The sequence below is a fragment of the Roseovarius pacificus genome, assembly GCF_900142665.1.
Taxonomy (GTDB): domain Bacteria; phylum Pseudomonadota; class Alphaproteobacteria; order Rhodobacterales; family Rhodobacteraceae; genus Roseovarius; species Roseovarius pacificus.
Genome location: NZ_FRBR01000015.1, coordinates 72,472 through 96,146, shown reverse-complemented (window position 1 = coordinate 96,146; position 23,675 = coordinate 72,472). Strand labels below are relative to the sequence as shown.

Here is a 23,675-nt window from a genome sequence, read left to right as displayed (position 1 = left end):
TTCACATTCGCCAGATCGACACCGCTCCCGTCCGCCTTAACGCGAACCTTCACGTTGTAGTCAATCACGCGCTTGACAGGTACGAGTACCTTCATCAGCTATTTTCCTCTCCATTCAGAAATTCATCCTGACAGTTGGGCTTTTAGCCAAACCGGGGTGATCTTTTTTCCAGGAATGCAGACATCCCCTCTTTCTGGTCCTTCGTGCCAAAGAGTTGATGAAACATGCGCCGTTCGTATAGCAACCCTTCCGAAAGACTGCCCTCTTCAGCCCGCAACACAGCTTCACGCGCGAGCCTGACGGCCGGACGTGAATACCCGGCAATATCCCTGGCTGCCTTCATGGCTTCCAATACCACCTCTTGATCCGGCACGACTCTGGAGACCAGCCCTGAGGACAGGGCTTCATCCGCGTCCATCATCCGTCCGGTCAGGTGCATATCCATCGCCCGAGCCCGACCGATGAGTTTCGTCATGCGTTGTGTTCCGCCAATTCCTGCCACGACCCCCAGCTTTATCTCGGGCTGGCCGAACTTTGCGCTTTGCCCGGCAATTGCAAAGTCGCACATCATCATCAATTCACAGCCACCCCCCAAGGCGTACCCTGAACCGCAGCAATCCGGGGAGTTCGGGCAGTCGCAAATTGCATCCATTCACCGAAATAATCGCGCTCAGACATCTCTTCGGCGCTCATGCTCACCATTTCCGAGATATCGGCCCCGGCGGCAAAGGCCTTCTCCGATCCGGTGATCACTATGCACCCGACCGATTTATCGGTGTCCAGTTCGCGGACGATGGAAATCAGTTCAGTGGCCAAATACGCATTCAACGCATTGAGTTGCTTCGGGCGAGTAAGGCGAAGGAGCGCCACGCGCCCCTCGCGACTGACTTCGACAAGTTCGCTCACGACCGGCCTCGCTTTTCGAACCGTGGCAGCATGGCGCTGAAATCCATACCTAAGCCGTTCTCATTTTCGACGAATTTTTCGTACAATGCTGCAGCCATCTGACCCATCGGGGTATCGGCATCGGCGCTTTCCGCAGCCTGTTGCGACAGCCGTAGATCTTTCAGCATCAACTCCGATGCGAAGCCGGGTTTGTAGTCATTATCCGAAGGGCTTTGCGGGCCGACACCTGGGGCCGGGCAATAGGCGTTCATAGACCAGGAATATCCCGAGGATGTGGACACCACATCGAACATCTTCTGCCGATCAAGGCCCAGCTTGTCGGCCAGCGCAAAGGCCTCGCAGGTGGCAATCATGGTCACGCCAAGGATCATGTTGTTGCAGATCTTGGCGGCCTGCCCAGCGCCCGCATCACCGCAATGCACGGCCTTTTGACCCATGATGTCGAAGAGCAACTCTGCCTTGGCAAAGGCATCTGTCGAGCCACCACACATGAAGGTCAGCGTGCCCGCCAAGGCCCCACCCACGCCGCCCGAGACCGGCGCATCGACAAAGCCAAGCCCCACATCCGCCGCATGTTGTGCCACTGCGTGTGCGCTTTCGACATCGACGGTCGAACAATCGACCAGTGTCGCACCGGATTTCATGACCGGCACGATCTGATCCGCGACGGCGCGCAGGATTTGCCCATTCGGCAGCATGGTGATAACGACATCGGTGTCTTTCACCGCGTCCTGTGCGGTGGCAGCGTTGGTGACGCCTTCGGCGGTGGTGCCAGCGCTGTCAAACCCAATGACGGTATGACCGGCCCTAGCCAGATTAGTTGCCATGGGCGCACCCATGTTGCCGAGTCCGATGAATGCAATTTGCATAGCTCAATCCTCCTCAAACCCGAGTGTGTCTGTACCCAGTGGGGTCAGCATCTGCGCCACGGCGTCGTCGGGCACGACGTCCGGAGCATGTTTCCAACGGGGGTTACGGTCTTTGTCGATAATGGCCGCGCGGATACCTTCGAGAAAGTCTCCGTTCTCCATGATCCGATGCGACACTCGGTATTCCATCTCCAGCGCTTTGCGGATGGTCAGGCTGGGACCGCGCAGGCGATGGATCATTTTGAGAGCAACGGCCATCGACAAGGGCGCGTTTCGCAGTAAGGTTTTCAGAGTCTTGGCGGCGAAATCGCTGTCATCGCCGCGCAGGGCGTTCAGCAGGTCCTGCAGGCCATCGCCACCAAATAGCGCGTCGATCTGTGGCTGCTGCGCGGCAAGGGGACTATCCGGGACGGGCTGCGCGGCCGACGCCACGGCCCCAACATCGCCCGAGACCGCCAGCCAATCTATCAGCTCGGGCCATTGATCCTGCGGGATATAGTAATCGGCAAAGCCTGCATGGATCGCGTCGCCCGGCCCCATCCGCGCAGCCGTCAGGCCCAGATATTCACCCAACCGCCCCGATGCCTGCGCCAGCAGATAAGAGCCCCCTACATCCGGCACGAACCCGATCTCGCATTCCGGCATCGAGATTTGCGAGCTATCACAGACCACGCGGTGGCTGACATGTCCGCCCAGACCCACGCCGCCGCCCATGGTAAAGCCGTGCATTAGGCTGACGATGGGTTTGGGATATTCGGCCAGCTTTGCGTTCATCCGGTATTCGTCGCGCCAGAACTTGCGGCCATAGTGATAGTCGCCGTCCATTCCGGTGCCGTACAATTCGACAATATCGCCCCCGGCGCAGAATGCCTTGTCGCCTTCGGCGTCGATTATAATCAGTGCCACGACGGGATCGTCATGCCAGTTGTCCAGTGCCTGTTCCACCGCCATGCACATGCCATAGGACAGCGCATTCAGCGCCTTGGGCCGGGTCAGGGTGATACGGCCTGCGTGGCCTTCGGTGCGGATGGAAATATCACTCATATTCATTATGCCCGATCCGCCAGCAATTGCCGCGCCACGATCATACGCATGATTTCATTGGTGCCTTCCAGAATTTCATGCACCCGCAGATCGCGCACAATTTTTTCGATTCCGTAATCGGCCAGATAACCATAACCGCCATGCAATTGCAGGCATTCATTGGCTACTTTCGATCCGACCTCAGTTACGAACCGCTTGGCCATCGCGCAGAATTTGGTGGCATCTGGCGCCCCTTGGTCCAGTTTCCATGCTGCCTGACGCAGGAAGGTACGGGCCGCCTGCAATTCAATTTCCATATCCGCCAGTCGGAATTGCAGCGCCTGAAACTGGTCAATGGTCTTGCCGAAGGCCTTGCGTTCGCCCATGTATTGCAGCGTCTTTTTCAGCGCCGATTGCGCTGCACCCAGCGAACAGGCCGAAATGTTGAGCCGCCCGCCGTCCAGCCCCATCATCGCATATTTGAACCCGTCGCCTTCGGTCCCAACAAGGTTGTTGGCGGGGATTTTGCAATCATCGAATTGCACCTGCCGCGTGGGTTGGGATTTCCAGCCCATTTTGTCTTCCAATCCGCCAAAGGACAGCCCGTCGGTGCCGGTTTCCACTACCACTGTAGAAATCCCCTTGGGACCATCACCGCCGGTGCGGCACATCACAACATACGCATCCGAATAACCACCACCGGAAATAAAGGCCTTGGTGCCGTTCATCGTATAGCCGTCATTAGTGCGTTCGGCACGAGTTTTCAGGGCGGCGGCGTCGCTGCCCGATCCTGGTTCGGTCAGACAATAGGACAGCACGGTTTCCATGCTGATTGCCGGTGCCAGATAGCGTTCCTTGATTTCGTCACTGCCAAAGACGTCCAGCATCTTGGCGCACATGTTATGGATCGACAGGAAGGAAGCAACCGAGGGACAGGACATACTCAGTGCCTCGAAGACCAGGGTGGCGTCCAGACGCGACAGGCCCGCGCCGCCTGACTCTTCGCTGACATAGATACCGCCCAGCCCCAAAGCGCCCACTTCGGGCCACAGTTCGCGCGGGATTGTGCCCTGCCGTTCCCAATAGTCGGCGTGGGGTGCGATATGTTCCTCGCCAAAGGCGCGGGCCATGTCGAAAATGGCCCCTTGTTCTTCGGTTAATGCATAATCCATGTGGTCTCCTTATCGGATATTATGACTCTTATAGCGGCGATACATTGCATCAGATCACATCCTTAGACGGCCCTGTCTGAACTGCGCCGCAGGTTTACGGAAAATTGACTATCGCAATGCGTAAGGGAGAGTCTCAATTGCCGGCAATGAGGCACGGACTTGCGAGCCTCCACAATCACTCCGGGATCGCAGTGCCATGTTGGCCCGCAAAACTACGAATGAATTGCCATGCTACCCGTCCGGACCTGCTGCCGCGTTGCGAAACCCAGTCCAGCGCCTCTTTGCGTAGTTCCTCTCGGGCGATCTTAAGATTGAAATAATCAGCATATTTCTCGACGATTTCGAGGTAAGCTGATTGATCAATGCTGTGAATACCAAGCCAAAGTCCGAATCTGTCAGAAAGCGATACCTTCTCCTCGGTGGCCTCACCGGCATGCAGCGCGGTGGATTTCTCATTTTCGATCATGTCTCGTGAAAGCAGGTGACGCCTATTTGAGGTAACATAGAGCAAGATGTTTGACGGGCTTCCGCGAACGCCGCCATCGAGAACGGATTTCAGAGCTTTGTATGTCTTGTCACCATCGTCAAAGGCCAGATCATCGCAAAAGATGATATATCGTCTATCTGTGTCTCTTAGCAGGTCGTAAAGCTCAGGCAGGCTCTCAATATCGTCGGAAAGCAATTCGACGAGTGCAAGGGAGCCTGGTTCATTTTCGTTGATCTTCCTGTGGACGGCTTTGACCAGCGAACTCTTTCCGCACCCCCTTGCCCCCCAGAGCAAAGCATGGTTGGCTGGCAAACCGTCTGCAAAGATACGCGTGTTGTCATACAAAGTATCACGTGCCCGGTCTATGCCGTGCAAAAGAAGCAAATCCAAACCATTGCTTTGCTTGATTGGCTCCAAATAGCCGTCCCCCCGCCAGAGAAATATGTCCGACGAAAAGAAATCTGTGCGCTGTGGCTCAGGGCTAATGCGCTCCAAAGCGGCGACGCCACGTTTCAGGAGGTCCAATAATTCTCCTATAGCATGTCCTTGGCCGTATTTTATTTCTGCATTCAGACCTTGGCGGTTATCTTGATCAGTTTCATCTAGTTTCATCGTTTCCTCTAGATTGCCAAGTGTGACCAAAGCGTTAGAAGGTCACGAGGTTTCATTAGGCAGGGCTCTGTTTTGTTAGTAGAAGGATGCAATTTTCCAGTCAGTTTTGTTGGAACTTTATTGACCGGAAAATTGCGGACGACGCTTTCCCAAAAACGCGTTGCGGCCCTCTCTGTAATCGGCGGATGAAGCAAAGTCATAGTACTCTGCCCGCTCCATGGCGGTGGTTTGGCTGGCATTAGTGAGCAGGCGTCGAAATTGACTCTTCATCGCTCCAAGCGACACTGGCGACAAAGTAGAGATTTCCTGAGCAGTCCGCTCGATCTCTTTCGCAAAATGTTCCTGTGCTACCACACGGCCGACCAAACCCTTTGTCTGAGCCTCCTCCGCCTCAAGCAAACGCCCTTCGAGCAATAGTTCGGCCGCTACTGGGAAGCCGAACTTTCGAACCATGATCTCTGTCTCACCAAGAGCGAGCGGAAAACCCAAACGCGCGACCGCCGCTCCGAGTCGTGCGCCCTGAACCGCTACGCGGAGATCGCATGCGGCGGCAATTTCCAACCCCCCACCGGTGCAATCTCCATTTATCGCAGCGACTGAAACCAGATCGCTCTGGATCAGCGCGTGAAGCGCCGGTCCAACAATCTCTTCATGATATCGTGCTACCTGTTCTACTGTGTTGCGCTCGGTTTCAAATTCTCCGATATCTGCGCCAGCTGCGAATGCTCGATCACCCTCACCTCGCACCACGATGCAACGCAAGTTCCGGTCTGCTGAGAGAACCGAGAGTTCCTGCCTCAATACCTGCCACATGGCAATAGAAAGCGCGTTTCGTTTTGTTGGATTCGATATTACGATCTGGGCGATCATTCCTTCACGTATAACCTTAATGCTTCCGCTCATTATTGCGTCCCCATGACTAAATCCGGAACAATAGTGGCAATCTGTGGGACGAAACACAAAAGCACGATGAAGCCGGTCATCAACAATACGAAAGGCATAGCTCCCAATAGAATCGCACGTGGAGAAAGGTTGGGAGCCACGGCGCGAATTACAAAGAGGTTCAGGCCTACGGGTGGAGTAATGAGACCTATCTCAAGGTTGATGGTCAGTACAACCGCGAACCAGATCAGATCCACATTGTTTGCCTCAAGTACTGGTAGCAGTACTGGCATCGACATCAGAATTATGGCAACCGGAGGGAGAAAGAAGCCCATGATAAACAAGAAAATGTTTATCACGAAGAGCAAACCCCAAAAACCTAATGGCAGGCTACTTATCCACTGTGCTAAGCTTTGAGTGATATAAAGATAGGACATCATGTACGCATAGGCTGCGGATGCCGCAATGATCATCAGGACCATCGCGGATTCCCTGGCCGAGGAAATCATGATACGCCCCGTCTGACGCGGAGTAACACTATACATTGCCATTACCAGGACTATGGATAGCAGCGCGGCCAAGGCACTGACTTCAGAGGGGGTAGCGATGCCACCATACATCGCAAAGGTGACTGCGGCGACGAGCAAGAGGAATGGCCCCGCCCTCAGGAAGCCTGAGAATTTCTCACGTATTGAAAAAGTTACAGGTTCCGTTTCCTTGGCGCGCTCCATTCGTCGGCTGGACACGAATGCGTAAAATGAGAATATCGCGATCAATAATACGCCCGGCAGGATTCCCGCCAGGAAAAGTCTGGCAATCGAAGTTTCAGTCGCCAATCCGTAGATAATAAAGGTGAGGGAAGGGGGGATCAAGATGCCGAGCGTACCCCCTGCTGCTATAGAGCCAGAGGCGAGACGGCTGGAAACGCCCCGGGCGATCATCTGGGGAATTCCGACTTTGCCAACTGCGGCGGCTGTTGCTGGACTGGAGCCACTAAGAGCCGAGAACAAGCCACAAGCCATAATATTCGCCACAACAAGACCACCTGGAACCCGCGACAGCCAGCGATAAAAGGATTCATAGAGGTCTGACCCAGCCCTAGAATTACCGATAGCGGCGCCTAGGGTAATGAACATTGGCACAGCAAGGAGAGCAAAACTTGAAAGCTCACCCATAAGGATGTCAGGCAAAAGCGCTACTGACTTAAAACCGTCAAAAATCGCAAGAAAAGCTATGGAAACAGCAAGCAAACCGAAAGCGATGGAGACGCCCGAAAACAGTACGATCAACGTCACGACACACAGCAACAGACCAATTTGAAGTTCAGACATTTGCACTACCTTTAAGGCTAACGATTGTTGCAGATATTCCACAGAGGTATTGCGCAGCGGTTAGGGACATCCCTATCGGTACAGTCATGTACTTTGGCCATACAGGCGGAGAGAATAATCCAAGCTCGCGCTCATCCATGACAAAAGCTGTCCAAGTCATCTCAGCGCCATACCAAGTCAGGAACAGGCACATGGTGAGCCCAACAAATCCCGCGATCAGGCCAAGCCATTTTTCTGCCGAACCGTGGATGGTAGCCTCCAGCAGCTCCATTCCGATATGGCCACCGGTTCTTAAGGTGTAAGGTGAGGAAAGAAAAACGGCAGCAACAATCAGATATATGCTTGTTTCAAGTTCCCAGTGATTAGTACCCCCGAACCATCTCCATAAGATCATCCAAGAGACTATGGCGATGGCGCCAGCGAGGCATAAAGCCGCGATGACAATTAGGATATTCCCCGTGGTAGCCACGATTTTCTCAAACGCTTTCATGTGATTTCCCTGCAAGAGCGCCTCCCGGATATCCGAGAGGCGCATGTCACCACTTAAGGGTGGTTACTTTGACGCTTCCAACGCCTCGATCAGGGCATTCGCATCAGGGCTAATCTTGGCAAACTCGACCCAAGAAGATCTCTTCGCGAGGTCAACCCATTCTTTGTGTTCCTCCTCGGTCATCTGACGGACCTCGACACCGGCCTTCTCAAAAGCTTCAATAGTCTTCTGTCCAGCCTGTTCCTGCTGTTCCTTAAAAAACATGTCCGAGATTTCAGCAGCTTTTTCGAAAACCGCTTGCTGCTCGTCCGTTAGACCTTCCCACGCGGACATGGAGATCACGAGCGGCTGGAGCAACATGAAAACACTGTAGTCCCCTCCGAGCGTGGCGTATTTGGTCTGTTCGAAAATTCTCATTGATTGGAACGACTCGAAGGAGGTCATCGCGCCATCAAGCACGCCAGTCTGCAGGGCACTGTAAATTTCAGTCGAAGGCATCGAGAAAACAGAAGCGCCAGCGGCTAATAGCATATTGTCGACAGCCTTGTCTGATCCGCGCAGTTTTGTACCCGCAACGGTGTCAGGACTGGTTACAGGGCTGGCACTTGTTGCGAAGCCACCTTCGGTCCACCACCAGGTCAAGATATGAATACCGTTCGCTTCGGCGATTTTCTGTAACTGTTCATGATAAACTGAGTGTTTCAGTTTCTCTGCATCATTGAGACTGTTGACAGCTCCTGGAAGAATTGTACCTGAGAATTCAGGGACCTTGCCTGATCCGTAAATCAGCGGAAAAACTGACATCTCGATTGTACCCTGCAATAGCGCATCATATTGGGCCTTTGGATGCGAGATCAGTGAACTCCCGGGGTAAATCCGGACCTTGAGATCGGGCAGCGACTTGTTGACCTCTTCAACAAAGAGCCGTGCCGCCTTGTCTCGCGCGTCCACGCCCTCTTTCCACTGATGAGTCAGCTTGAACGTCTGAGCCTCGGCCGACAATGCTCCGAGAGTGAGTACAACGGATAAGGCTCCGATTGCGATAGCCTTCAGCTTAAATAGTTTCATGGTTCTCCTCCCATTTGAAAGTTAAGTTAGTTGCTCTATCCAATGATGCCCTTTTCGCGCATCATGAGAATCTCTGAGTTCGCTAGACCAAATTCCGAAAGAATTTCCTCGCTGTGTTCTCCCAAATCAGGCGGCGCAGTATTGACCTTAGGGAGCCCATGGCCATCTAAGTTGATTGGCAAGCTAATCTGTGGAAGGTCTCCAAGCCGTGGGTGCTTGACAGTCTGAACCAATCCAAGGTGCCGGACTTGAACGTCGTTAAAGACATCTTCGACCGTGTTGATCGGACCAGCGGGGATACCCGCTTTAACCAACAATTCAGTCCACACCGCCTTGCCTTTGTGAACAAGCTCTCCCTCAATAATCTCCTTGAGCTCATCTCTATGCGCCATGCGATCAGCGTTCTCCACAAACCGGTCGTCCGCCTTTAGGTCCGGCCTGTTGATGACATCGCAAAGCCGTAACCACATACCCTGCGTCGCCGCTCCGATGTTCAATTCGCCGTCTCCAGCAGTAAACACGCCATAAGGGGCGATCACGGGATGAACATTCCCGGATGGCCCCGGCACGTCACCCAGATTCAGATACCGCTGCCCCTGGACGCTGGTTAACGACACTAAACTCGCAAGAAGTGAGGTCTCGACTTCCATGCCCTTTCCTGATTTCTGCCGACTGATCCAAGCTGCCAGAATTCCGATGGCGATCCAAAGGCTCGATGTCAGATCACCGATTGCGACACCCGTCCGAACCGGCCCGCTTTCGACAGACCCTGTGACACTCATTAAGCCGGAATACCCCTGTGCGATCTGATCAAAACCTGGTCTATCAGCAAGAGGTCCAGACGATCCGAACCCACTGACACTGGCAATGATAATCTCTGGACGCTCCGCCCGTAATTCACCTGGATTCAATCCCATCTTGCTAAGCGTGCCTGGTTTAAAATTTTCAACTATTACATCGGACTGAAGAGCAAGTCGGCGTAATAGGACCAAGCCTTCGGGACTGCGGAAGTTCAGAGCCAAGCTACGTTTGTTGTGATTGGACGACAGATAGTAGACACTTTCGCCTTGATCGAATGGACCCCAAGACCGGATCATGTCTCCACCCGAAACGGGCTCGACCTTGATCACATCAGCGCCAAGATCAGCCATGATCATGGTGCAAAAAGGCCCAGAAAGGGCACGCGTCAAGTCCAATACCCGCATGCCCGCCAAGGGTAAGTTACCTGAAAATTGTTTTGAAAGCGCTTCTGTCACGTCCGATAATCCCTGATTTCAGCCGTTTCGTCGGATTCGCGAATTCCGGCCAGATATCCGGATGGCAGCACCCCGAGCAGTTCCGACAAGAGACCCGATGTCAGGTCAAGATGCGCCTCCATTGCAAGCCGCGCTCGCTCGATATTGCTTTCAACAATGGCCCGCGTCACCTCAGCATGTTCTGAACTTGATTTTTGCCGTCGAGCATCAGTAGACAGCCAGAAGCGACGATAAGGCGCCAATCGACGACGTAACATCGAGGCCTGCTCCCGAAGGTAATCATTGTGTGAGCCCCGATAGACAATCTCGTGAAAATCGAAATTCGCTTCCGCATAGACCTCCTGTGCTTTTTCGCCCCCTCTCTCAGCAATTGCCATGCAGGTTTCGGAACTCGTCACCAACGCTTCTTTTTCCAAACCGGTCATCCGCTCTGCTGCAAGCGCCGCCGCAGTACCTTCGAGCTTTGCCATCACCTCAAACATCTGAACCATCTTTTGCAGAGAAAGGGGCGTTACGATCGCGCCCACACGCTGCTTGAGCGTCACGAAATCAATGGCAGCAAGTTGCAGAAACGCATCCCGCACTGGCGTTTTCGAAACAGCGAAACGCTCCGCGATGGCGGCATCATCAAGGCGGTCACCCGGCGCCAATCTGCCAGACATAATCTCTTCTTCCAGCCATCTATATATAGCGCTTGCTTGGCTCTCATTCTGCTGTTTTGTCATTTTTTACCTTATTATCGTGTTTTAAAATATATAAAACATGTTTTTTAGCCTGTAAAGCGCGTTATTTCACCATGACTACTACACCAGCCTACTCCTGCCGCGCTGATGCTGACGGTGCGAGTCCTACTTTCGAAGTGAGACAGGATAGGACGGTAAAATGGGCGTTTCTTTGGATCGCGCAACAGATGGCAACATGGGCAGAATCGTGGTTTTCGAAGGACGGTCGCGCAGGCGCTTCCGAAGTGAGGCAGCCACTCGCCTTCACCTTTGGTCTTGATCCCTGTGCTGTCGATCAGGAGGTGTAGCGGGCCTGACCTGCCACTGAACTGTCATCCAGTCGGAACCAGAGCCCGTTTGGTTGATACGCCTTCCGGCGCAGGTGGAGCAACCGACATCCGCGCGGAGCTTTCAGATCGCGCAGCGCGGCTGTCGGTTGCGGTGAACAGGCGCTCGGCGAACGCCTTGGGCGTATCGTAGCCAAGCGCCGAGTGGGGGCGTGCCTCGTTGAAGTCGGCGGCCCAGGCCCGGATCACGGCCCGCGCGTGGGCCATGTTGCGGAACATCGTCTCGTTGAGAAGCTCGTCGCGCATGCGCCCGTTGAAGCTCTCGACGAAGCCGTTCTGCATCGGCTTGCCCAGCGCGATGTAATGCCATTCGATGCCGCGTTCGGCGGCAAAGGTTAAGATCGCGTTACTGGTGAGTTCGGTGCCATTGTCGCTGACGATCATCTCCGGCCTGCCACGCCGCTCGATCAAATCCCCCAGTTCCCGTGTCACCCGTCGCCCCGAGATCGAGGTGTCCGGGATCGCCGCAAGGCATTCCCGGGTCACGTCGTCCACGACGTTGAGGATGCGGAACCGACGCCCGCAGGCGAGCTGGTCATGGACGAAATCCAGCGACCAGCGCGCATTGGGCCGCGCCTCGACCAGGATCGGGGCCCGCGTCCCAACAGCCTTACGCCGGGCGCGCCGCTTGCGCACCGTCAGCCCTTCCTCGCGGTAGAGACGATAGATCCGGTTGATCCCCGAGGGCTCGCCGTCGCGACGCAGCAGCACGAACAGACGCCGATAGCCGAACCGGCGCCGCACGTTCGCCAGATCGCGCAACTTGGCCCGCAGCTCGGTATCCGCGGGACGACAGGAGCGGTAGCGGATCATCTTGCGATCCGCCCCGACAAGACGGCAGGCCCGCCGTTCCGACAGGCCCAGTTCGGCCTGAAGATGCGCAACGGCAGCACGCTTCACGGCGGGCCCTACCATTTTTTTGAGAGCAGTTCCTTCATCGCCGCCACGTCGAGCATCTGCTCGGCCAACAGTTTCTTCAGCTTCGCGTTCTCGTCCTCGAGCGCCTTCAGCCGCTTGGCATCCGACACCGTCATGCCGCCGAACTTCGCCTTCCAGGCGTAGAACGTGCCTTCCGACATGCCGTGCTTGCGGCACAGGTCCGCGCACTTCGCCCCAGCCTCATGCTCGGCCAGGATGCCGATGATCTGCTCTTCGCTGTATCTTGATCGCTTCATTGTCCGTCCCTTCGGTGGGTCGGACTCTAATCGCCGGTGGAGGAAAAATCCCGTGGCAGGTCAGGCCTTGTCATCCACGATATGGGATGTTCACGGCCAACGCCTTTATCCGTCGGCACAAGGTACTGAAATCCGGAGCGGGCCAAGCCAGACCGATCAGACTTAGCAAACTTTCCTCCAACCCGGTCGGCTACCACAGCGCCATCCCAAACAACACTCTCATCGTCAGGCAGGATTGGATCGCAGCATCGCTGTAGGTTTGCTGTCGACCTCATCCGCCGGATGGGTCCGCCGCCCAAATCATCTCGGAATCAAAGCAGATTGTCAGGGAGCGACTCTACTTGAGTACTGCGTTGTAGTCCGGCTAGTTCTTCGCCTTATAGGTTGGTGGATTTGATCTGCTCATGCATACTAGGTATCAAGCTGGGGTCATAAGATGAAACCCGGCGGCTGATTTGCGCAACAAAACCCGAGATAATCCATCTCTGCCTTCAAACAGGCCGCGTTGCGCGCTCCCCCGAGGATATTTCCAGAAGGTGAGGAACAGGCGCAATTTCGCCTATGGCGCTTCCGTGGATTCAACTATGGGCTGTGATTTTCTATTCCGTCCCAGAACAGAAAAGTGAGGTAGGAATGCGGTTTAACACAATTTTCATTTCTGGATGTGCGGCGCTGGCTCTTGCGGCTTGCAAGCAAGACCTGGCTGAAATCAGCGATGAACAACTTATCGTCCTTCTGGGCGACGGCGGTGAGCCTGCGCAGATCACGACGAAAACGCGCGAATGCGCCGAAGTCCTGGGCGGGATCAATGAGGCGGTTTATCAGGACGTGCCCGAGGACATGCTGGGCATGGTGAAAACCGAATGCCGCAAGCGGTTTCAAGGCTGGCTGAACGATTCAGAGCGCAACAGCACGGAGCTGACCCTGGAAGATTTCGAACGTGCGGAGCTGGCCGAACGGATCGTTGCGCTGGATGATGCGCAGGAAACGGCGCGGGCCGAGCAGCGCGCGGCTGAGGACGCCGCAAAGATCGAGGCCATGAAAGCAGAACTGGCCGAGGCCGCCGCCGCAGGGCAGGAACTGAAGGCCGGGCTTCAGGAGCGGCGCGATATTCTGGCCCCCGCCTGCACAACCTTGCGGGGGCTTCGTGAGGAACTGCAACAGGTAAACAGGGTGCATAGCCTGTTCAACCGGGGTCTGCCGGGGGTTTGCGCTGGCGAGCCACTGCGGCGCGAGGTCGAGCAGATTGAAAGATTCGAGGCTCGGATAGACGGCTTTGAGTTGCCGGAGCCCGGTGACCGCATTTTCTCGTCCGTGCCGCCGCTGCCGCGCATCAATCTCGACGAGATCGACGGGCAGATTGCACAGGTCGAAGCCGTCACAGCGGACTATCGCGCCGCACTGGCGGAAAACTGACGCCCCGCCGGGTTGCTTTTGATGGCCCGGCCAGTAACCTGATCGAGCGGAACAGGCGGAGACGCCCATGGCCGCGACGGCCGGGGCGCAAGCACCGGTCGATCAGTTGCTGCCTGAATCGAGGAGCGTCTTAGATGAAGTTTGGCAAAGCTTTGGTTCGGAGTGCTGAGGAAGCCCTGGAGATCGCGCAAGGCAAAGCCGAACCGGCCCGGGAATGGGTGTTCAAAGCTCATGATGAGGATGTTTCTGGCTCTCCTCCAGCGCAAGAAGACCCGCGAAAGTAGCACGGTCGTCAAGCGCCAGAGACGTTCAGGACGTATTCATGACGGTCGATGAGGCAGCGGCATCATGGGGCCAAGTTCAGCCAACATGGCGATAATCCTTATGTGCCCATGCCTGCCGGTACATATCGCGCATCACGACAAGCTGTTCTCGCCATTCTGAGCTGTCCCGTGGTGCGGGAGTCCGTGCAGGCAACCAGAAACCGACATGCTGACCATGAGGCGATACAGACAGGTTTCGCTCCAACGCCCCCATACCATATGCTTCCAGCCTCTTATCCCAATCCCTGACGAAACAGATCCCCCTCGGCACGAAAACCAGCCGCCGACCATCTGGGCGTGTTTCGCCGGATTGCCCCTCATCAGGCAAATCCGGCGCAGACGCGACCAGCCGTTCTTTTCCAAGTTCTTGTTCTCTGTTCGGGGGACAATCTTGTCCCCCTCACGGCGCCGATCCGTGGTCCGCTGCATAGCCACTTCGGTCGGGCGGTAGCGCGAGGATTTCCCCTTGTTGGTCCCGCGCTCCACGGTCATATAGCCCGCCGCCTCAACCTTGTTCAGCGCCCGCTTGACGGATTTGGCATGCTTGCCGATAGCTGCATCGATGGTCTCAAAGGAGGGGTGGCTTTCGCCGGTCTCATGATCCGCATGGGCCAGCGCCAGGTAGAGCGCCACGCGCAGGGCGTTGTCGTCCAACTCGTGGTCTGCGACCATCTCAAGCAGATATTGCAACTTGATCTTGCAGAAGGGCAAAAGCTCAGACATCGGCCCCTCCCGCGATTGCGATCACGCCCCCATTCTCGTATCCAATCCGAGCAAACTTTTCGATCTGGCCGTTGACGCGGGTGCCAGCCCAGTCAGCGGCCTTGCGGTTTCCAGAGCACCCGATACGGTTCGCCAGAGGTGCGAAAAGCCCAATCAAATCAAGGAGCAGGATTTTCCGGTTCGCCAGCGCAAGCCGTTGATTTCCCCCGTCCGGCGGGGTTGTCCAAGGCATCGCTCACCGCCTCGACCCCCGCACTGGGCGGCGGCAACGATCAGGCTGCGGGGCATCCGTGCGTCCTTTCCCGACGGCGCGTCAATCGCCGGCGCGTTCGGCCAGCGTATCAAGCCGCCCCATGCGCCACAGATGGATTTCACGGCTCAGCCGCAACGTGGGCTTGAGGCAGAAAAACACCGACCCGACGATGAACAGCCACACGGCCGGGATTTCGTAAACCGGCCACAGGAACAGGATCGAGCCGATCAGAAAACAGATCGCCGCCACGAAATCGACAGCCGTATGGGCGATTTCGTAAGCGGCATAGACCTTGCGGGTCTCGGCGTTTCGCTGGCGGGCTTCGTTGGTAAACAAATGCATGAGGCGCTCCGGGACGATACGGTTCGTCCCAGACTGGACGGTTCTCACAGACCAGGCAAGAGACCCGCCGCACCCGTTTTCCTGAAAGGAAAACGAAACGGAACCTTTTCAAGGTTCCGCCCGTGTCCTACCGGCTCAGCCCGCCGCGTATCGTCGGCACGTCCAGCGCGCTGAATCCGTAATGGCGCAGCCAGCGCAGGTCGGAATCGAAGAATGCGCGCAGGTCTGGGATGCCGTATTTCAGCATCGCGATCCGGTCGATCCCCATGCCGAAGGCAAAGCCCTGCCAGGCCGCCGGGTCGATATTGCCCGCCATCAGCACCTTGGGATGCACCATGCCGCTGCCCAGGATTTCCAGCCAGTCGTCGCCTTCGCCCACCTTCAGCGTGCCGCCTTCCCAGCTACAGCGGATATCCACCTCGGCAGAGGGTTCGGTGAACGGGAAATGCGACGCGCGGAAGCGCAGATCGACGCCATCGACCTCGAAAAACGCCTTCACGAACTCTTCCAGCACCCATTTCAGGTTGGCCATGGAAATGTCCTTATCCACGGCCAGCCCCTCGATCTGGTGGAACATCGGCGTGTGGGTCTGGTCGTAATCGGCGCGATAGACGCGGCCGGGGCAGATCACCCGCAAGGGCGCGCCCTGCAATTCCATCGAACGAATCTGCACCGGGCTGGTATGGGTGCGCAGCACATGCGGCGGGCGCGCGTCGCCCTCGGCGCGGTGCATGTAGAACGTGTCCATCTCGGCGCGCGCGGGGTGGTGGCCGGGAATGTTCAGCGCGTCGAAATTGTGCCAGTCGCTTTCCACCTGCGGCCCTTCGGCCACGGCGAATCCCATATCGGCGAAAATCGCGGTGACCTCTTCGGTGACCTGGGAAACCGGGTGGATCGTGCCCGACCGCCCCGGACGCGCGGGCAGGGTGACATCCAGCCACTCGGTGCGCAGGCGTTCGTCCAGCGCGGCATCGGCCAGCCCCTGCTTGCGGGCGCCCAGCGCGCTGTTGATCTCGTCCTTTAGCGCGTTCAGCTTCGGGCCCATGACCTGCCGTTCCTCCGGCGTCATCTTGCCCAGTTCGCGCATTTTCAGGCTGATTTCGCCCTTCTTGCCGACGGCTTGCACGCGCAGGTCTTCCAGCGCGGCCTCGTCCCCGGCATCGGCGATTGCGGTCAGGTACTTGTCTCTGAGATCGTCCATCTGTCTCACCCGTTTGGCGTTACGGGCGGGTTACAGCGCTTGGCGTCTCAGCGCAAGAGAGAGGCTCAGCCTTGCGCGGCTGTCCGGGCGGTGCCGGCTTCGCGATCATGGGCGGCCAGAAGGCGGCGGGCCTTTTCACTGAGGACGCTCAAATCGGGCTGTTTCGCCGTATCCTGCATCTGTCACTCCTCCAGGGCTGGCGGCATGTCGGCCAGGTTTCCAAAGGAACCATGCCGCCGGATCGTGCCGAAAACAGGGCAGCCGCGGGATAATTTTAAGAAATGGTTAACAACGAAAAACGCCGCCGGTACGACCCGGCGGCGCTTCTTTTTGTCCCTCGAAAGCGACTGGCTTATTTTGCCAGGGCGCTTTTTGCCTGATCGACGATAGCGCCGAAGGCCGCAGGTTCGCGCACGGCCAGATCGGCCAGAACCTTGCGGTCGACTTCGATACCGGCCAGCGACAGGCCGTTGACGAAGCGCGAATAGGTCAGGGCTTCGTCATGGGCACGCACGGCGGCGTTGATCCGCTGAATCCACAGCGCGCGGAAATTGCGCTTGCGGTTCTTGCGGTCGCGCGTGGCGTACTGGTTGGCCTTGTCGACGGCCTGCGTGGCCACCTTGAAGGTGTTCTTGCGGCGGCCATAGTAACCCTTGGCGGCCTTGGTGATTTTCTTGTGACGGGCGTGGGTGACGGTTCCACCTTTGACGCGTGACATATCTCAGGTCTCCTTGGCCTTAACGGGAATAGGGCATCATCGGGCGGACGATCTTGGCGTCTGCCTCGGACATTACCGTGGTGCCACGGGCATCACGGATGAACTTGTTGGTGCGTTTGATCATACCGTGGCGTTTCCCCGCCTGACCGGTCTTGATCTTTCCGTTGGCCGTCACCTTGAACCGCTTCTTGCAGCTCGACTTGGTCTTCATCTTGGGCATTTCCGGCTCCTCTTTCGGTCGGTTGAACGTGCGACTCGGCATGCCTCTGAGGCCGGACGCACGGGACTGAGCGCGCCGTATACGCCGCCTGTCCGTATTTCGCAAGGGGGGATGATGGGGAATCTGGTGCGATGGGGGGATTGCCCGGCGCGACCGGCCGGGCCAGCGCTATGTCAGATACCGCGCCACGACCTGCATGAAGATATCGGGGATTTCCAGAAGGGAATACCCGCCCGGTTTGCTGGTCATCGCCCAGACGATCAGCGCCCCGCCCGCGATGATCACGACCGAGGCGACACGCGGCGCGTGCCCTTCGCTGAAGGCGGCCATGATCGAGGGAATGGACAGGATGATCAGAATCAACCCGATGATAAGCGACAAGTCGGGATCCATTGAGATCCTCCGGCTGGATACTGGTAACGATACAGCAGCTTATCCCGGTTCGCTGGCATAAATCAAACTTTCCTGACAGGGCGCCACGCGCAGGATGTTGGTGGTGCCCGGCACGTTGAAGGGCACGCCCGCCGTCACCACGATCTGATCCAGCGGTTCGGCATAGCCCTGCTCGCGCGCGGCGCGGGCGGCGCTCAGAACCGCCTGCTTGAATCGCTCCAGTTCGCCGGTCATGACGCAGTTCACCCCCCATGTCAGCGCCAGCCGCCGCGCGGTGCCGCGCAGGTTGGTCATGGCGATGATCGGCACGCGGGGCCGTTCGCGGGCGGTCAGCAGGGCGGTGGTGCCCGACTGGGTGAAACAGCAGATCGCCTTGATATCGGTGGTTTCCGCGATCTCGCGGGCGGCGGCGACGATGCCGTCGGCCACCGAATTGCGCTCGGCCCGGCGCGAGGCCTCGATCACCTCGCGATAGGTCGGGTCGTCCTCGACCTCGCGGGCGACATTGTCCATCGTGGTCACGGCCTCGACCGGGTACTCGCCCGCCGCCGATTCCGCCGACAGCATGATCGCGTCCGCACCTTCGTAGATCGCGGTGGCCACATCGCTCACTTCGGCGCGGGTGGGCATCGGGCTTTCGATCATCGATTCCAGCATCTGCGTGGCCACGATCACCGGCTTGGCGGCGGCGCGGCAGCGGCGCACGAGGCGTTTCTGGATGGGCGGCACGTTCTGCACCGGCAGTTCCACCCCCAGATCGCCGCGCGCCACCATGACCCCGTCCGAGGCCGCGAGGATCGCATCGAAATGCTCCACCGCCGAGGGTTTCTCGATCTTGCTGAGGATCGCGGCCCGGCCCGCCGCCAGCTCGCGCGCCTCTTCCACGTCGCGCGGGCGCTGCACGAAACTCAGCGCCAGCCAGTCCACCCCCAGATCGCAGACGAATTCCAGATCGGCGCGGTCCTTGTCGCTCAGCGCGGCCAGCGGCAGCACCACGTCGGGCACGTTCACCCCCTTGCGGTTGGAAATGGTGCCGCCGTTGATCACCTCGGTCTGCGCGAAATCCCTGCCGCAGTCGGTGACCTTCAGGCGGATCTTGCCATCGTTGACCAGAAGGGTCGCGCCCGGCTCCAGCGCCTCGAAGATTTCCGGATGGGGCAGGCAGACGCGCCCGGCATCGCCCTCGGCCTCGTCCAGATCCAGACGGAACGCCGCGCCCTCCTCAAGCTCTTCCTCGCCATTGGCGAACACGCCGACGCGCAGTTTCGGCCCCTGAAGATCGGCCAGAATGGAAATCGGGCTGTCCAGCTCATCCTCGATCTGGCGGATGATCCGGTGCTTTTCGGCGATTTCCTCGTGGATGCCGTGGCTCATGTTCAGGCGGAACACGTCCGCCCCGGCCTCGTGCAAGGCACGGATCGTGTCGTAATCCGACGATGACGGGCCAAGCGTGGCGACGATCTTGACGTTGCGGTGGCGTCTCATTCCGGTATGTCCTGTTCTTGTCGTTACGGCCCGGTCTTGTCCGAGCGGGCCGCTATGTCAATGGGCTGTCGCAAAAGGCGGCGCCTGCTCGGGGGTCACCGCCCGTGTTATCGCTAACAGGCGTTGCAGTCCTTATTACCCAATTCACTTCCCCGTTCAACTGTCCTAGACGATGAACAAAGGACATCACAGGCGCATGACGTACCATCCCTATTTCATCGAAGGGGCCGATCGCCCCGCCCGTTTCCTGATCACCTGCGACCACGCGGCCAACACCGTGCCCGAGTTCGTGAACGGCGGCACGCTGGGCCTGGCCGAGGCCGACATGACCCGCCACATCGCCTATGACGTGGGTGCGGCGGGGCTGACCCGTGAACTGGCCCGGCAACTGGACGCGCCCGCGATCCTGTCGAATTTCTCGCGCCTCGTGATCGACCCGAACCGAGGCGAGGACGACCCGACCCTGCTGATGAAACTCTATGACGGCACGATCATCCCCGGCAACCGCCACGCCAACGAGGCCGAGCTGCAAACCCGGCTCAACCGCTGTTACCGGCCCTATCACACGGCACTGGCCGAACTGGCCGCGCGCCGCCCGGATACGGTGATCATCTCGGTCCACAGTTTCACCCCGCAATTGCAGGGCCGTCCGCCGCGCCCGTGGCATGTGGGGGTACTGCACGCCGCCGACACGCGCCTGACCGATCCGCTGGTCGATCACCTGCGCGCCGAACAGGACCTGTGCATCGGCGTCAACGAACCTTACGGCGGCCACCTGCCCGGCGATGCCATCGCCCGCCACGCCATCGCCTATCAACGGCCCAACGCCCTGCTGGAACTGCGCAACGACCTGATCCGCGACACCGCCGATCAACAGGCCTGGGGCCAGCGCCTTGCGCCGATCCTGCAACGCGCCGCCGCCACCGCCGGCGTCTGACCCCGCCAAAGGAGCCCCCATGCCCCATATCGTCATCGAACATTCCGCCGGGCTGGAACACAGCCACGACCTGCAAGCCCTCTGCGACGCGCTTTTTGAGACCGTCGCCGCGCATCCCTCCGTGTCGGGGCCGCAAGCCGTGCGCGCCCGCTGCTTTGCCGCCACCGCCGCGCGTGTGGGCGTTGCGCCGCAAACCTTCGCCCATGCCGCGCTCTACCTTCTGCCGGGGCGCGACGAGGCCACGCAAACCGAAATGGCCCGGCAGGTGCTGGACGTGCTGGATGCGCACCTTCCCGATATCGGCAGCCTCTCGGTGCGGGTGCAGGACTTGAACCCGCCCTATCTCAAGCGCACCTTGTAACCAGCACCCGAACGGAGGACCCCATGGACGACCAGACCCGGACCGAACTCGAAGCCGCCGCCTTTCGCGCCCTGCGCGAACACCTGATGGAAAAACGCACCGACGTGCAGAATATCGACCTGATGAATCTTGGCGGGTTCTGCCGCAACTGCCTGTCGCGCTGGTATCAGGAGGCCGCCAACGACCGCGGCATCGACATGACCAAGGACGAGGCGCGCGAAATCTTCTACGGCATGCCCTATGACGACTGGAAGGCGAAATACCAGACCGAAGCCAGCGCCGAAAAACAGGCCGATTTCAAACAGGCCTTCGCCGAAAACGTGGGCGACAAGGGATAGACCGCCCCTGCGCCCCGGCCCGGTCTGCCCGCCACCAGAGGGCAATCACCGTGCCTGCACCCGCCACGCGGGTGCGCCGCTTCGTGAAAATCTGAAGGTCGGCGCGGGGCGTATTGCGGACGGTCTGAATCTGGCAGAAGGTGCAGGCAGAAACGGAGGCATAGGCAGAAATATGACGCAGCGCCCCCTCGTGATCGCAACGGTCTTGGCTCTGGCTGGCTTGTCGGTTGCAGCACAGGCAGACCCGTTTTCGGTAGGGCAACGGATTGCGGAGCGTTTCCTGCAAGGGGATTTCGATGCCATCTGGTCGGCGTCTACGCCGGAGATGCAGCAGGCATTCGGTTCCACCGGAAATCTGGCGGCGTTGCACGATGACCTTCTGGCAGATTTCGGCACGGAAGATGCCATCCTGTCCGAGCGCGTGGACGCACAGGCGGGCCACGATGTCTACACGCGTGTCTCGCTCTGGACGCAGGCCCCGGCGCCGCTGGAGCTCGTCATCTCCTTCGATAGCGCGGAGCGGATCGCGGGCTTCTTGATAAGACCCCAGCCGGTCGCAGCGCCCAGCCAGTTTCTGGACTACGAAACCAAGGCGACATTGCGTTTGCCCGTGGATGGTGACTGGTTCGTCTACTGGGGCGGGCGCGATATCGAGAAAAATTACCATGCCGCGGATGCAGGGCAGCGATTTGCCTTGGACCTCGTGGTTATGCGGGACGGCCAGAGCCATTCGGGTGACACGTCGCAGCTGGAAAGTTATCATTGCTGGGGACGCCCGATCCTGGCTCCTGCGGAAGGCGTCGTGGTGCGTGCTGTCGATGGCTTGCCGGATAAGGCCATCGGCGAGTCTGATCCGGCGAATCCAGCCGGGAACCATGTCGTTGTTGATTTCGGAAACGATGAATTCGGCTTTCTGGCCCACTTGCAACAGAACAGCGTTCGCGTCGCGAAGGGGGATACCGTCACGGCGGGACAGGAAATCGGCCTGTGCGGGAACAGCGGCAACTCATCCGAGCCGCATCTGCATTTCCATATGCAGACAAGCCCGAGGCTTGAGCAGGGCGAAGGTCTGCCGGCGCAGTTCACGAACTATCAGGCAAATGGCACGCTAATCGGCCGGGGAGAGCCCCAAAAGGGAGAAACCATCCAAGCCGCCGAATGACGGATTCGTCCGCAAAGCCGCCTGCGCCGGGGCTTATTTTTTGTCCGCCCCGACCCGGTATCGCGTCACGGCAAACGTCAACCTCCAGGCCAGGATGACAAGACCAGCCGAAACGATAATCGCACCAAGCGGCTGCAACGCCTGTCCGGAGTCGTTTACCACGACATCCATCAGATGACTGTAAAGCCGGTCATCGAGGCGGCCAGTATTGGCAAAAAACTGATCGCCGTTTTCATCGTAGACGCTGACCCGCCAAGAGGCATATTTGTGAAACGACTCCGAAGAACAGGCTCTTTCCGTTGCGCCGGACGTTCCGGACGGAAATGAACACCACTGACACCCGGAGGATCAGATAGAATATCCAGGGCATATTCCGGGCGATCAAAAGCTCGTAATTCATGCTGCGATCGCCTTGGTCGACTTAAAACCACGCATCGGGCGCCTCGTAGGTATGTGTCCAAGTATGAGGGATGAAATCATACGGAACTGCCACATCGACTCCCATGTCAAAAGGATCGGAAAAATTGTCGGCGCCCGTTATTTGGCCGTTTTCGGTTGTTACGAAACCAGTGAATGTGGTTGTTGCCACTCCATTCTCTATTTCTGTAGTGTAATGGACACCTGTATCGCCGACGAAATAAAATTCATCAGTCATGTCGACGTCGAATGCGCATCAGGATTTGTTGCACCGCGTTCCAACCGTTCAACAGCTGTCAGCATTCGCTCGGAGTTTTCTAAAGCCGCCTTTATGTGATCGCCAAGCTCTGAGGTGAGTTGTCGTCGCTAAAGTACCAGATCGTGGCTTCTGGCGTGCTGTCGATTGTTCCCTGAACATCGTCGGCTTCTTGTTCGTCCCAATCAACGTAATCCGCAAGTACCGCATACTCCAACGCATTGGAAAACCAGCTAACTCCCTCGCCACTTGTCGCCTCCAGCGAGATTCTGAACTCATTTTTGTCAAGCCATCGAAAGGCAATAAGTCTCATGGGATACCCGATTGCAGTGCGGACCATCCCCGCGCGAGTCGCCGACCCCCTGACCATGTGCAACCGCGTTCAACCTGACGAGTGATCAAACTTGGTGGCCAGAATGACCAAAAACATGACCCGAATGGTCAAACATCACGAGTCGTCACATTATAAGAAGTGGTGAGCCATGCAGGACTGTGCGGGGTGATGCATTTCTATTCGATGATGTATGGCGCGCCCTCGGTGAGGGTGAACCGGGTCGGCCCGGAACTGGACCTGAATTTCTGGACCCGTTCGGACATCCGCTGGCCATTGCCGGGCAGGACCCCGAACTGATCGCCGCCGAGGTGGCGTATGGCGAGGTCCGGCGCGCGCGTGCGCTGCTGCCCACGGTGCGCGACAGCAATATCGCGCTGGTCGAACGCGAAACCAACCGCCTGATCGAACGGCTGGGCGTGCCCGACATCATCCGCGACGAGGACTGAGCGCGCACCC

General features: G+C 58.1%; 27 protein-coding genes and 4 pseudogenes. 7 read left to right on the top strand and 24 right to left on the bottom strand.

The window, feature by feature from the left end:
* The 15 genes and pseudogenes from BUB53_RS22575 to BUB53_RS23250 form a co-directional block, all read right to left on the bottom strand.
* Positions 1-95, bottom strand: a pseudogene (locus BUB53_RS22575) (electron transfer flavoprotein subunit beta/FixA family protein); the annotation flags it as partial.
* 47 nt (positions 96-142) lie between these two features.
* Positions 143-906, bottom strand: a pseudogene (locus BUB53_RS18800) (enoyl-CoA hydratase-related protein).
* Positions 903-1,775: a 3-hydroxyisobutyrate dehydrogenase gene (gene mmsB / locus BUB53_RS18795; RefSeq protein WP_073037027.1), complete on the bottom strand. Its 873-nt coding sequence runs from the start codon at positions 1,773-1,775 to the stop codon at positions 903-905. Before mmsB ends, BUB53_RS18800 begins: the two are co-directional and overlap by 4 nt.
* Positions 1,776-1,778: 3 nt before the next feature.
* Positions 1,779-2,819, bottom strand: coding sequence for an enoyl-CoA hydratase/isomerase family protein (locus tag BUB53_RS18790; RefSeq protein WP_073037047.1), 1,041 nt, complete (start codon positions 2,817-2,819; stop codon positions 1,779-1,781).
* A gap of 5 nt (positions 2,820-2,824) precedes the next feature.
* Positions 2,825-3,970 (bottom strand): acyl-CoA dehydrogenase family protein, encoded by a 1,146-nt coding sequence (locus BUB53_RS18785; protein WP_073037025.1) that lies wholly within the window; start codon positions 3,968-3,970, stop codon positions 2,825-2,827.
* A 175-nt stretch (positions 3,971-4,145) separates the two neighbouring features.
* Positions 4,146-5,069 (bottom strand): ATP-binding protein, encoded by a 924-nt coding sequence (locus BUB53_RS18780; protein ID WP_084729329.1) that lies wholly within the window; start codon positions 5,067-5,069, stop codon positions 4,146-4,148.
* 117 nt (positions 5,070-5,186) lie between these two features.
* Positions 5,187-5,972, bottom strand: coding sequence for an enoyl-CoA hydratase/isomerase family protein (locus BUB53_RS18775; protein ID WP_073037023.1), 786 nt, complete (start codon positions 5,970-5,972; stop codon positions 5,187-5,189).
* Positions 5,972-7,282 (bottom strand): TRAP transporter large permease, encoded by a 1,311-nt coding sequence (locus BUB53_RS18770; RefSeq protein ID WP_073037021.1) that lies wholly within the window; start codon positions 7,280-7,282, stop codon positions 5,972-5,974. Before BUB53_RS18770 ends, BUB53_RS18775 begins: the two co-directional genes overlap by 1 nt.
* Positions 7,275-7,772: a TRAP transporter small permease gene (locus tag BUB53_RS18765; protein WP_159437873.1), complete on the bottom strand. Its 498-nt coding sequence runs from the start codon at positions 7,770-7,772 to the stop codon at positions 7,275-7,277. Before BUB53_RS18765 ends, BUB53_RS18770 begins: the two co-directional genes overlap by 8 nt.
* Before the next feature lie 63 nt (positions 7,773-7,835).
* Complete coding sequence (gene dctP / locus BUB53_RS18760) at positions 7,836-8,840, bottom strand: TRAP transporter substrate-binding protein DctP (protein ID WP_073037018.1); 1,005 nt, start codon at positions 8,838-8,840, stop codon at positions 7,836-7,838.
* Positions 8,841-8,875: 35 nt separating this feature from the next.
* On the bottom strand, positions 8,876-10,096 hold the full coding sequence (locus BUB53_RS18755; protein ID WP_200797824.1) for a CaiB/BaiF CoA transferase family protein: 1,221 nt from the start codon (positions 10,094-10,096) through the stop codon (positions 8,876-8,878).
* Complete coding sequence (locus BUB53_RS18750) at positions 10,093-10,821, bottom strand: GntR family transcriptional regulator (protein ID WP_073037014.1); 729 nt, start codon at positions 10,819-10,821, stop codon at positions 10,093-10,095. The genes BUB53_RS18755 and BUB53_RS18750 overlap by 4 nt, the downstream gene beginning before the upstream one ends.
* Before the next feature lie 329 nt (positions 10,822-11,150).
* Positions 11,151-12,260 carry an IS3 family transposase gene (locus BUB53_RS18745; RefSeq protein WP_229709591.1) on the bottom strand — a complete coding sequence of 370 codons (1,110 nt, stop codon included), beginning with the start codon at positions 12,258-12,260 and terminating at the stop codon, positions 11,151-11,153.
* Positions 12,188-12,340, bottom strand: a pseudogene (locus tag BUB53_RS23255) (transposase); the annotation flags it as partial. The gene BUB53_RS18745 and the pseudogene BUB53_RS23255, both read right to left, overlap by 73 nt.
* 73 nt (positions 12,341-12,413) lie before the next feature.
* Positions 12,414-12,746 (bottom strand): annotated as a pseudogene (locus BUB53_RS23250) (transposase); the annotation flags it as partial.
* 227 nt (positions 12,747-12,973) lie between these two features.
* Here BUB53_RS23250 and BUB53_RS18730 point away from each other — a divergent pair.
* Positions 12,974-13,756 carry a hypothetical protein gene (locus tag BUB53_RS18730; protein WP_073037006.1) on the top strand — a complete coding sequence of 261 codons (783 nt, stop codon included), beginning with the start codon at positions 12,974-12,976 and terminating at the stop codon, positions 13,754-13,756.
* Between the two features lie 134 nt (positions 13,757-13,890).
* On the top strand, positions 13,891-14,040 hold the full coding sequence (locus tag BUB53_RS22855) for a hypothetical protein (RefSeq protein ID WP_159437871.1): 150 nt from the start codon (positions 13,891-13,893) through the stop codon (positions 14,038-14,040).
* A gap of 132 nt (positions 14,041-14,172) precedes the next feature.
* Here the strand turns inward: BUB53_RS22855 and BUB53_RS18725 are convergent, their stop codons facing one another.
* From BUB53_RS18725 to pyk, 7 genes are all read right to left on the bottom strand, one after another.
* Positions 14,173-14,802, bottom strand: coding sequence for a helix-turn-helix domain-containing protein (locus BUB53_RS18725; RefSeq protein WP_073037003.1), 630 nt, complete (start codon positions 14,800-14,802; stop codon positions 14,173-14,175).
* 313 nt (positions 14,803-15,115) lie between these two features.
* Positions 15,116-15,397, bottom strand: a complete 282-nt coding sequence (locus BUB53_RS18715) for a YrhK family protein (RefSeq protein WP_073036999.1) — start codon at positions 15,395-15,397, stop codon at positions 15,116-15,118.
* A 127-nt stretch (positions 15,398-15,524) separates the two neighbouring features.
* Positions 15,525-16,598, bottom strand: a complete 1,074-nt coding sequence (gene pheS, locus BUB53_RS18710; protein ID WP_073036997.1) for a phenylalanine--tRNA ligase subunit alpha — start codon at positions 16,596-16,598, stop codon at positions 15,525-15,527.
* Between the two features lie 352 nt (positions 16,599-16,950).
* Entirely contained in the window at positions 16,951-17,316 is a 366-nt protein-coding gene (rplT, locus tag BUB53_RS18700; protein WP_073036994.1) for a 50S ribosomal protein L20, read from the bottom strand.
* Between the two features lie 19 nt (positions 17,317-17,335).
* Positions 17,336-17,536 (bottom strand): 50S ribosomal protein L35, encoded by a 201-nt coding sequence (rpmI, locus tag BUB53_RS18695; protein ID WP_073036992.1) that lies wholly within the window; start codon positions 17,534-17,536, stop codon positions 17,336-17,338.
* Positions 17,537-17,704: 168 nt separating this feature from the next.
* Positions 17,705-17,929, bottom strand: a complete 225-nt coding sequence (locus BUB53_RS18690; RefSeq protein ID WP_073036990.1) for a hypothetical protein — start codon at positions 17,927-17,929, stop codon at positions 17,705-17,707.
* Between the two features lie 39 nt (positions 17,930-17,968).
* The gene (pyk, locus tag BUB53_RS18685) at positions 17,969-19,414 is read right to left on the bottom strand and encodes a pyruvate kinase (RefSeq protein ID WP_073036988.1); all 1,446 of its coding nucleotides are present in this window, start codon (positions 19,412-19,414) and stop codon (positions 17,969-17,971) included.
* Positions 19,415-19,610: 196 nt separating this feature from the next.
* Between pyk and BUB53_RS18680 the strand changes: the two genes are divergently transcribed.
* The 4 genes from BUB53_RS18680 (at position 19,611) to BUB53_RS18665 (ending at position 22,212) form a co-directional block, all read left to right on the top strand.
* Positions 19,611-20,351, top strand: a complete 741-nt coding sequence (locus BUB53_RS18680) for an N-formylglutamate amidohydrolase (protein ID WP_073036986.1) — start codon at positions 19,611-19,613, stop codon at positions 20,349-20,351.
* Positions 20,352-20,370: 19 nt separating this feature from the next.
* Complete coding sequence (locus tag BUB53_RS18675) at positions 20,371-20,712, top strand: tautomerase family protein (RefSeq protein ID WP_073036984.1); 342 nt, start codon at positions 20,371-20,373, stop codon at positions 20,710-20,712.
* 23 nt (positions 20,713-20,735) lie between these two features.
* Positions 20,736-21,050 carry a DUF1244 domain-containing protein gene (locus BUB53_RS18670; protein WP_073036981.1) on the top strand — a complete coding sequence of 105 codons (315 nt, stop codon included), beginning with the start codon at positions 20,736-20,738 and terminating at the stop codon, positions 21,048-21,050.
* Between the two features lie 172 nt (positions 21,051-21,222).
* Complete coding sequence (locus BUB53_RS18665; RefSeq protein ID WP_073036979.1) at positions 21,223-22,212, top strand: M23 family metallopeptidase; 990 nt, start codon at positions 21,223-21,225, stop codon at positions 22,210-22,212.
* A gap of 421 nt (positions 22,213-22,633) precedes the next feature.
* On the opposite strand, the gene BUB53_RS22565 is transcribed toward BUB53_RS18665, so the two are convergent.
* Together BUB53_RS22565 and BUB53_RS18660 are read right to left on the bottom strand one after the other, a co-directional pair.
* A complete protein-coding gene (locus BUB53_RS22565) occupies positions 22,634-22,867 on the bottom strand; it encodes a hypothetical protein (protein ID WP_143163279.1) in 234 nt (77 codons plus the stop codon).
* 91 nt (positions 22,868-22,958) lie between these two features.
* Positions 22,959-23,198 (bottom strand): hypothetical protein, encoded by a 240-nt coding sequence (locus tag BUB53_RS18660; protein WP_143163278.1) that lies wholly within the window; start codon positions 23,196-23,198, stop codon positions 22,959-22,961.
* A gap of 179 nt (positions 23,199-23,377) precedes the next feature.
* Between BUB53_RS18660 and BUB53_RS18655 the strand changes: the two genes are divergently transcribed.
* Entirely contained in the window at positions 23,378-23,665 is a 288-nt protein-coding gene (locus tag BUB53_RS18655; RefSeq protein WP_073036974.1) for a hypothetical protein, read from the top strand.
* Positions 23,666-23,675 lie beyond the last annotated feature (10 nt).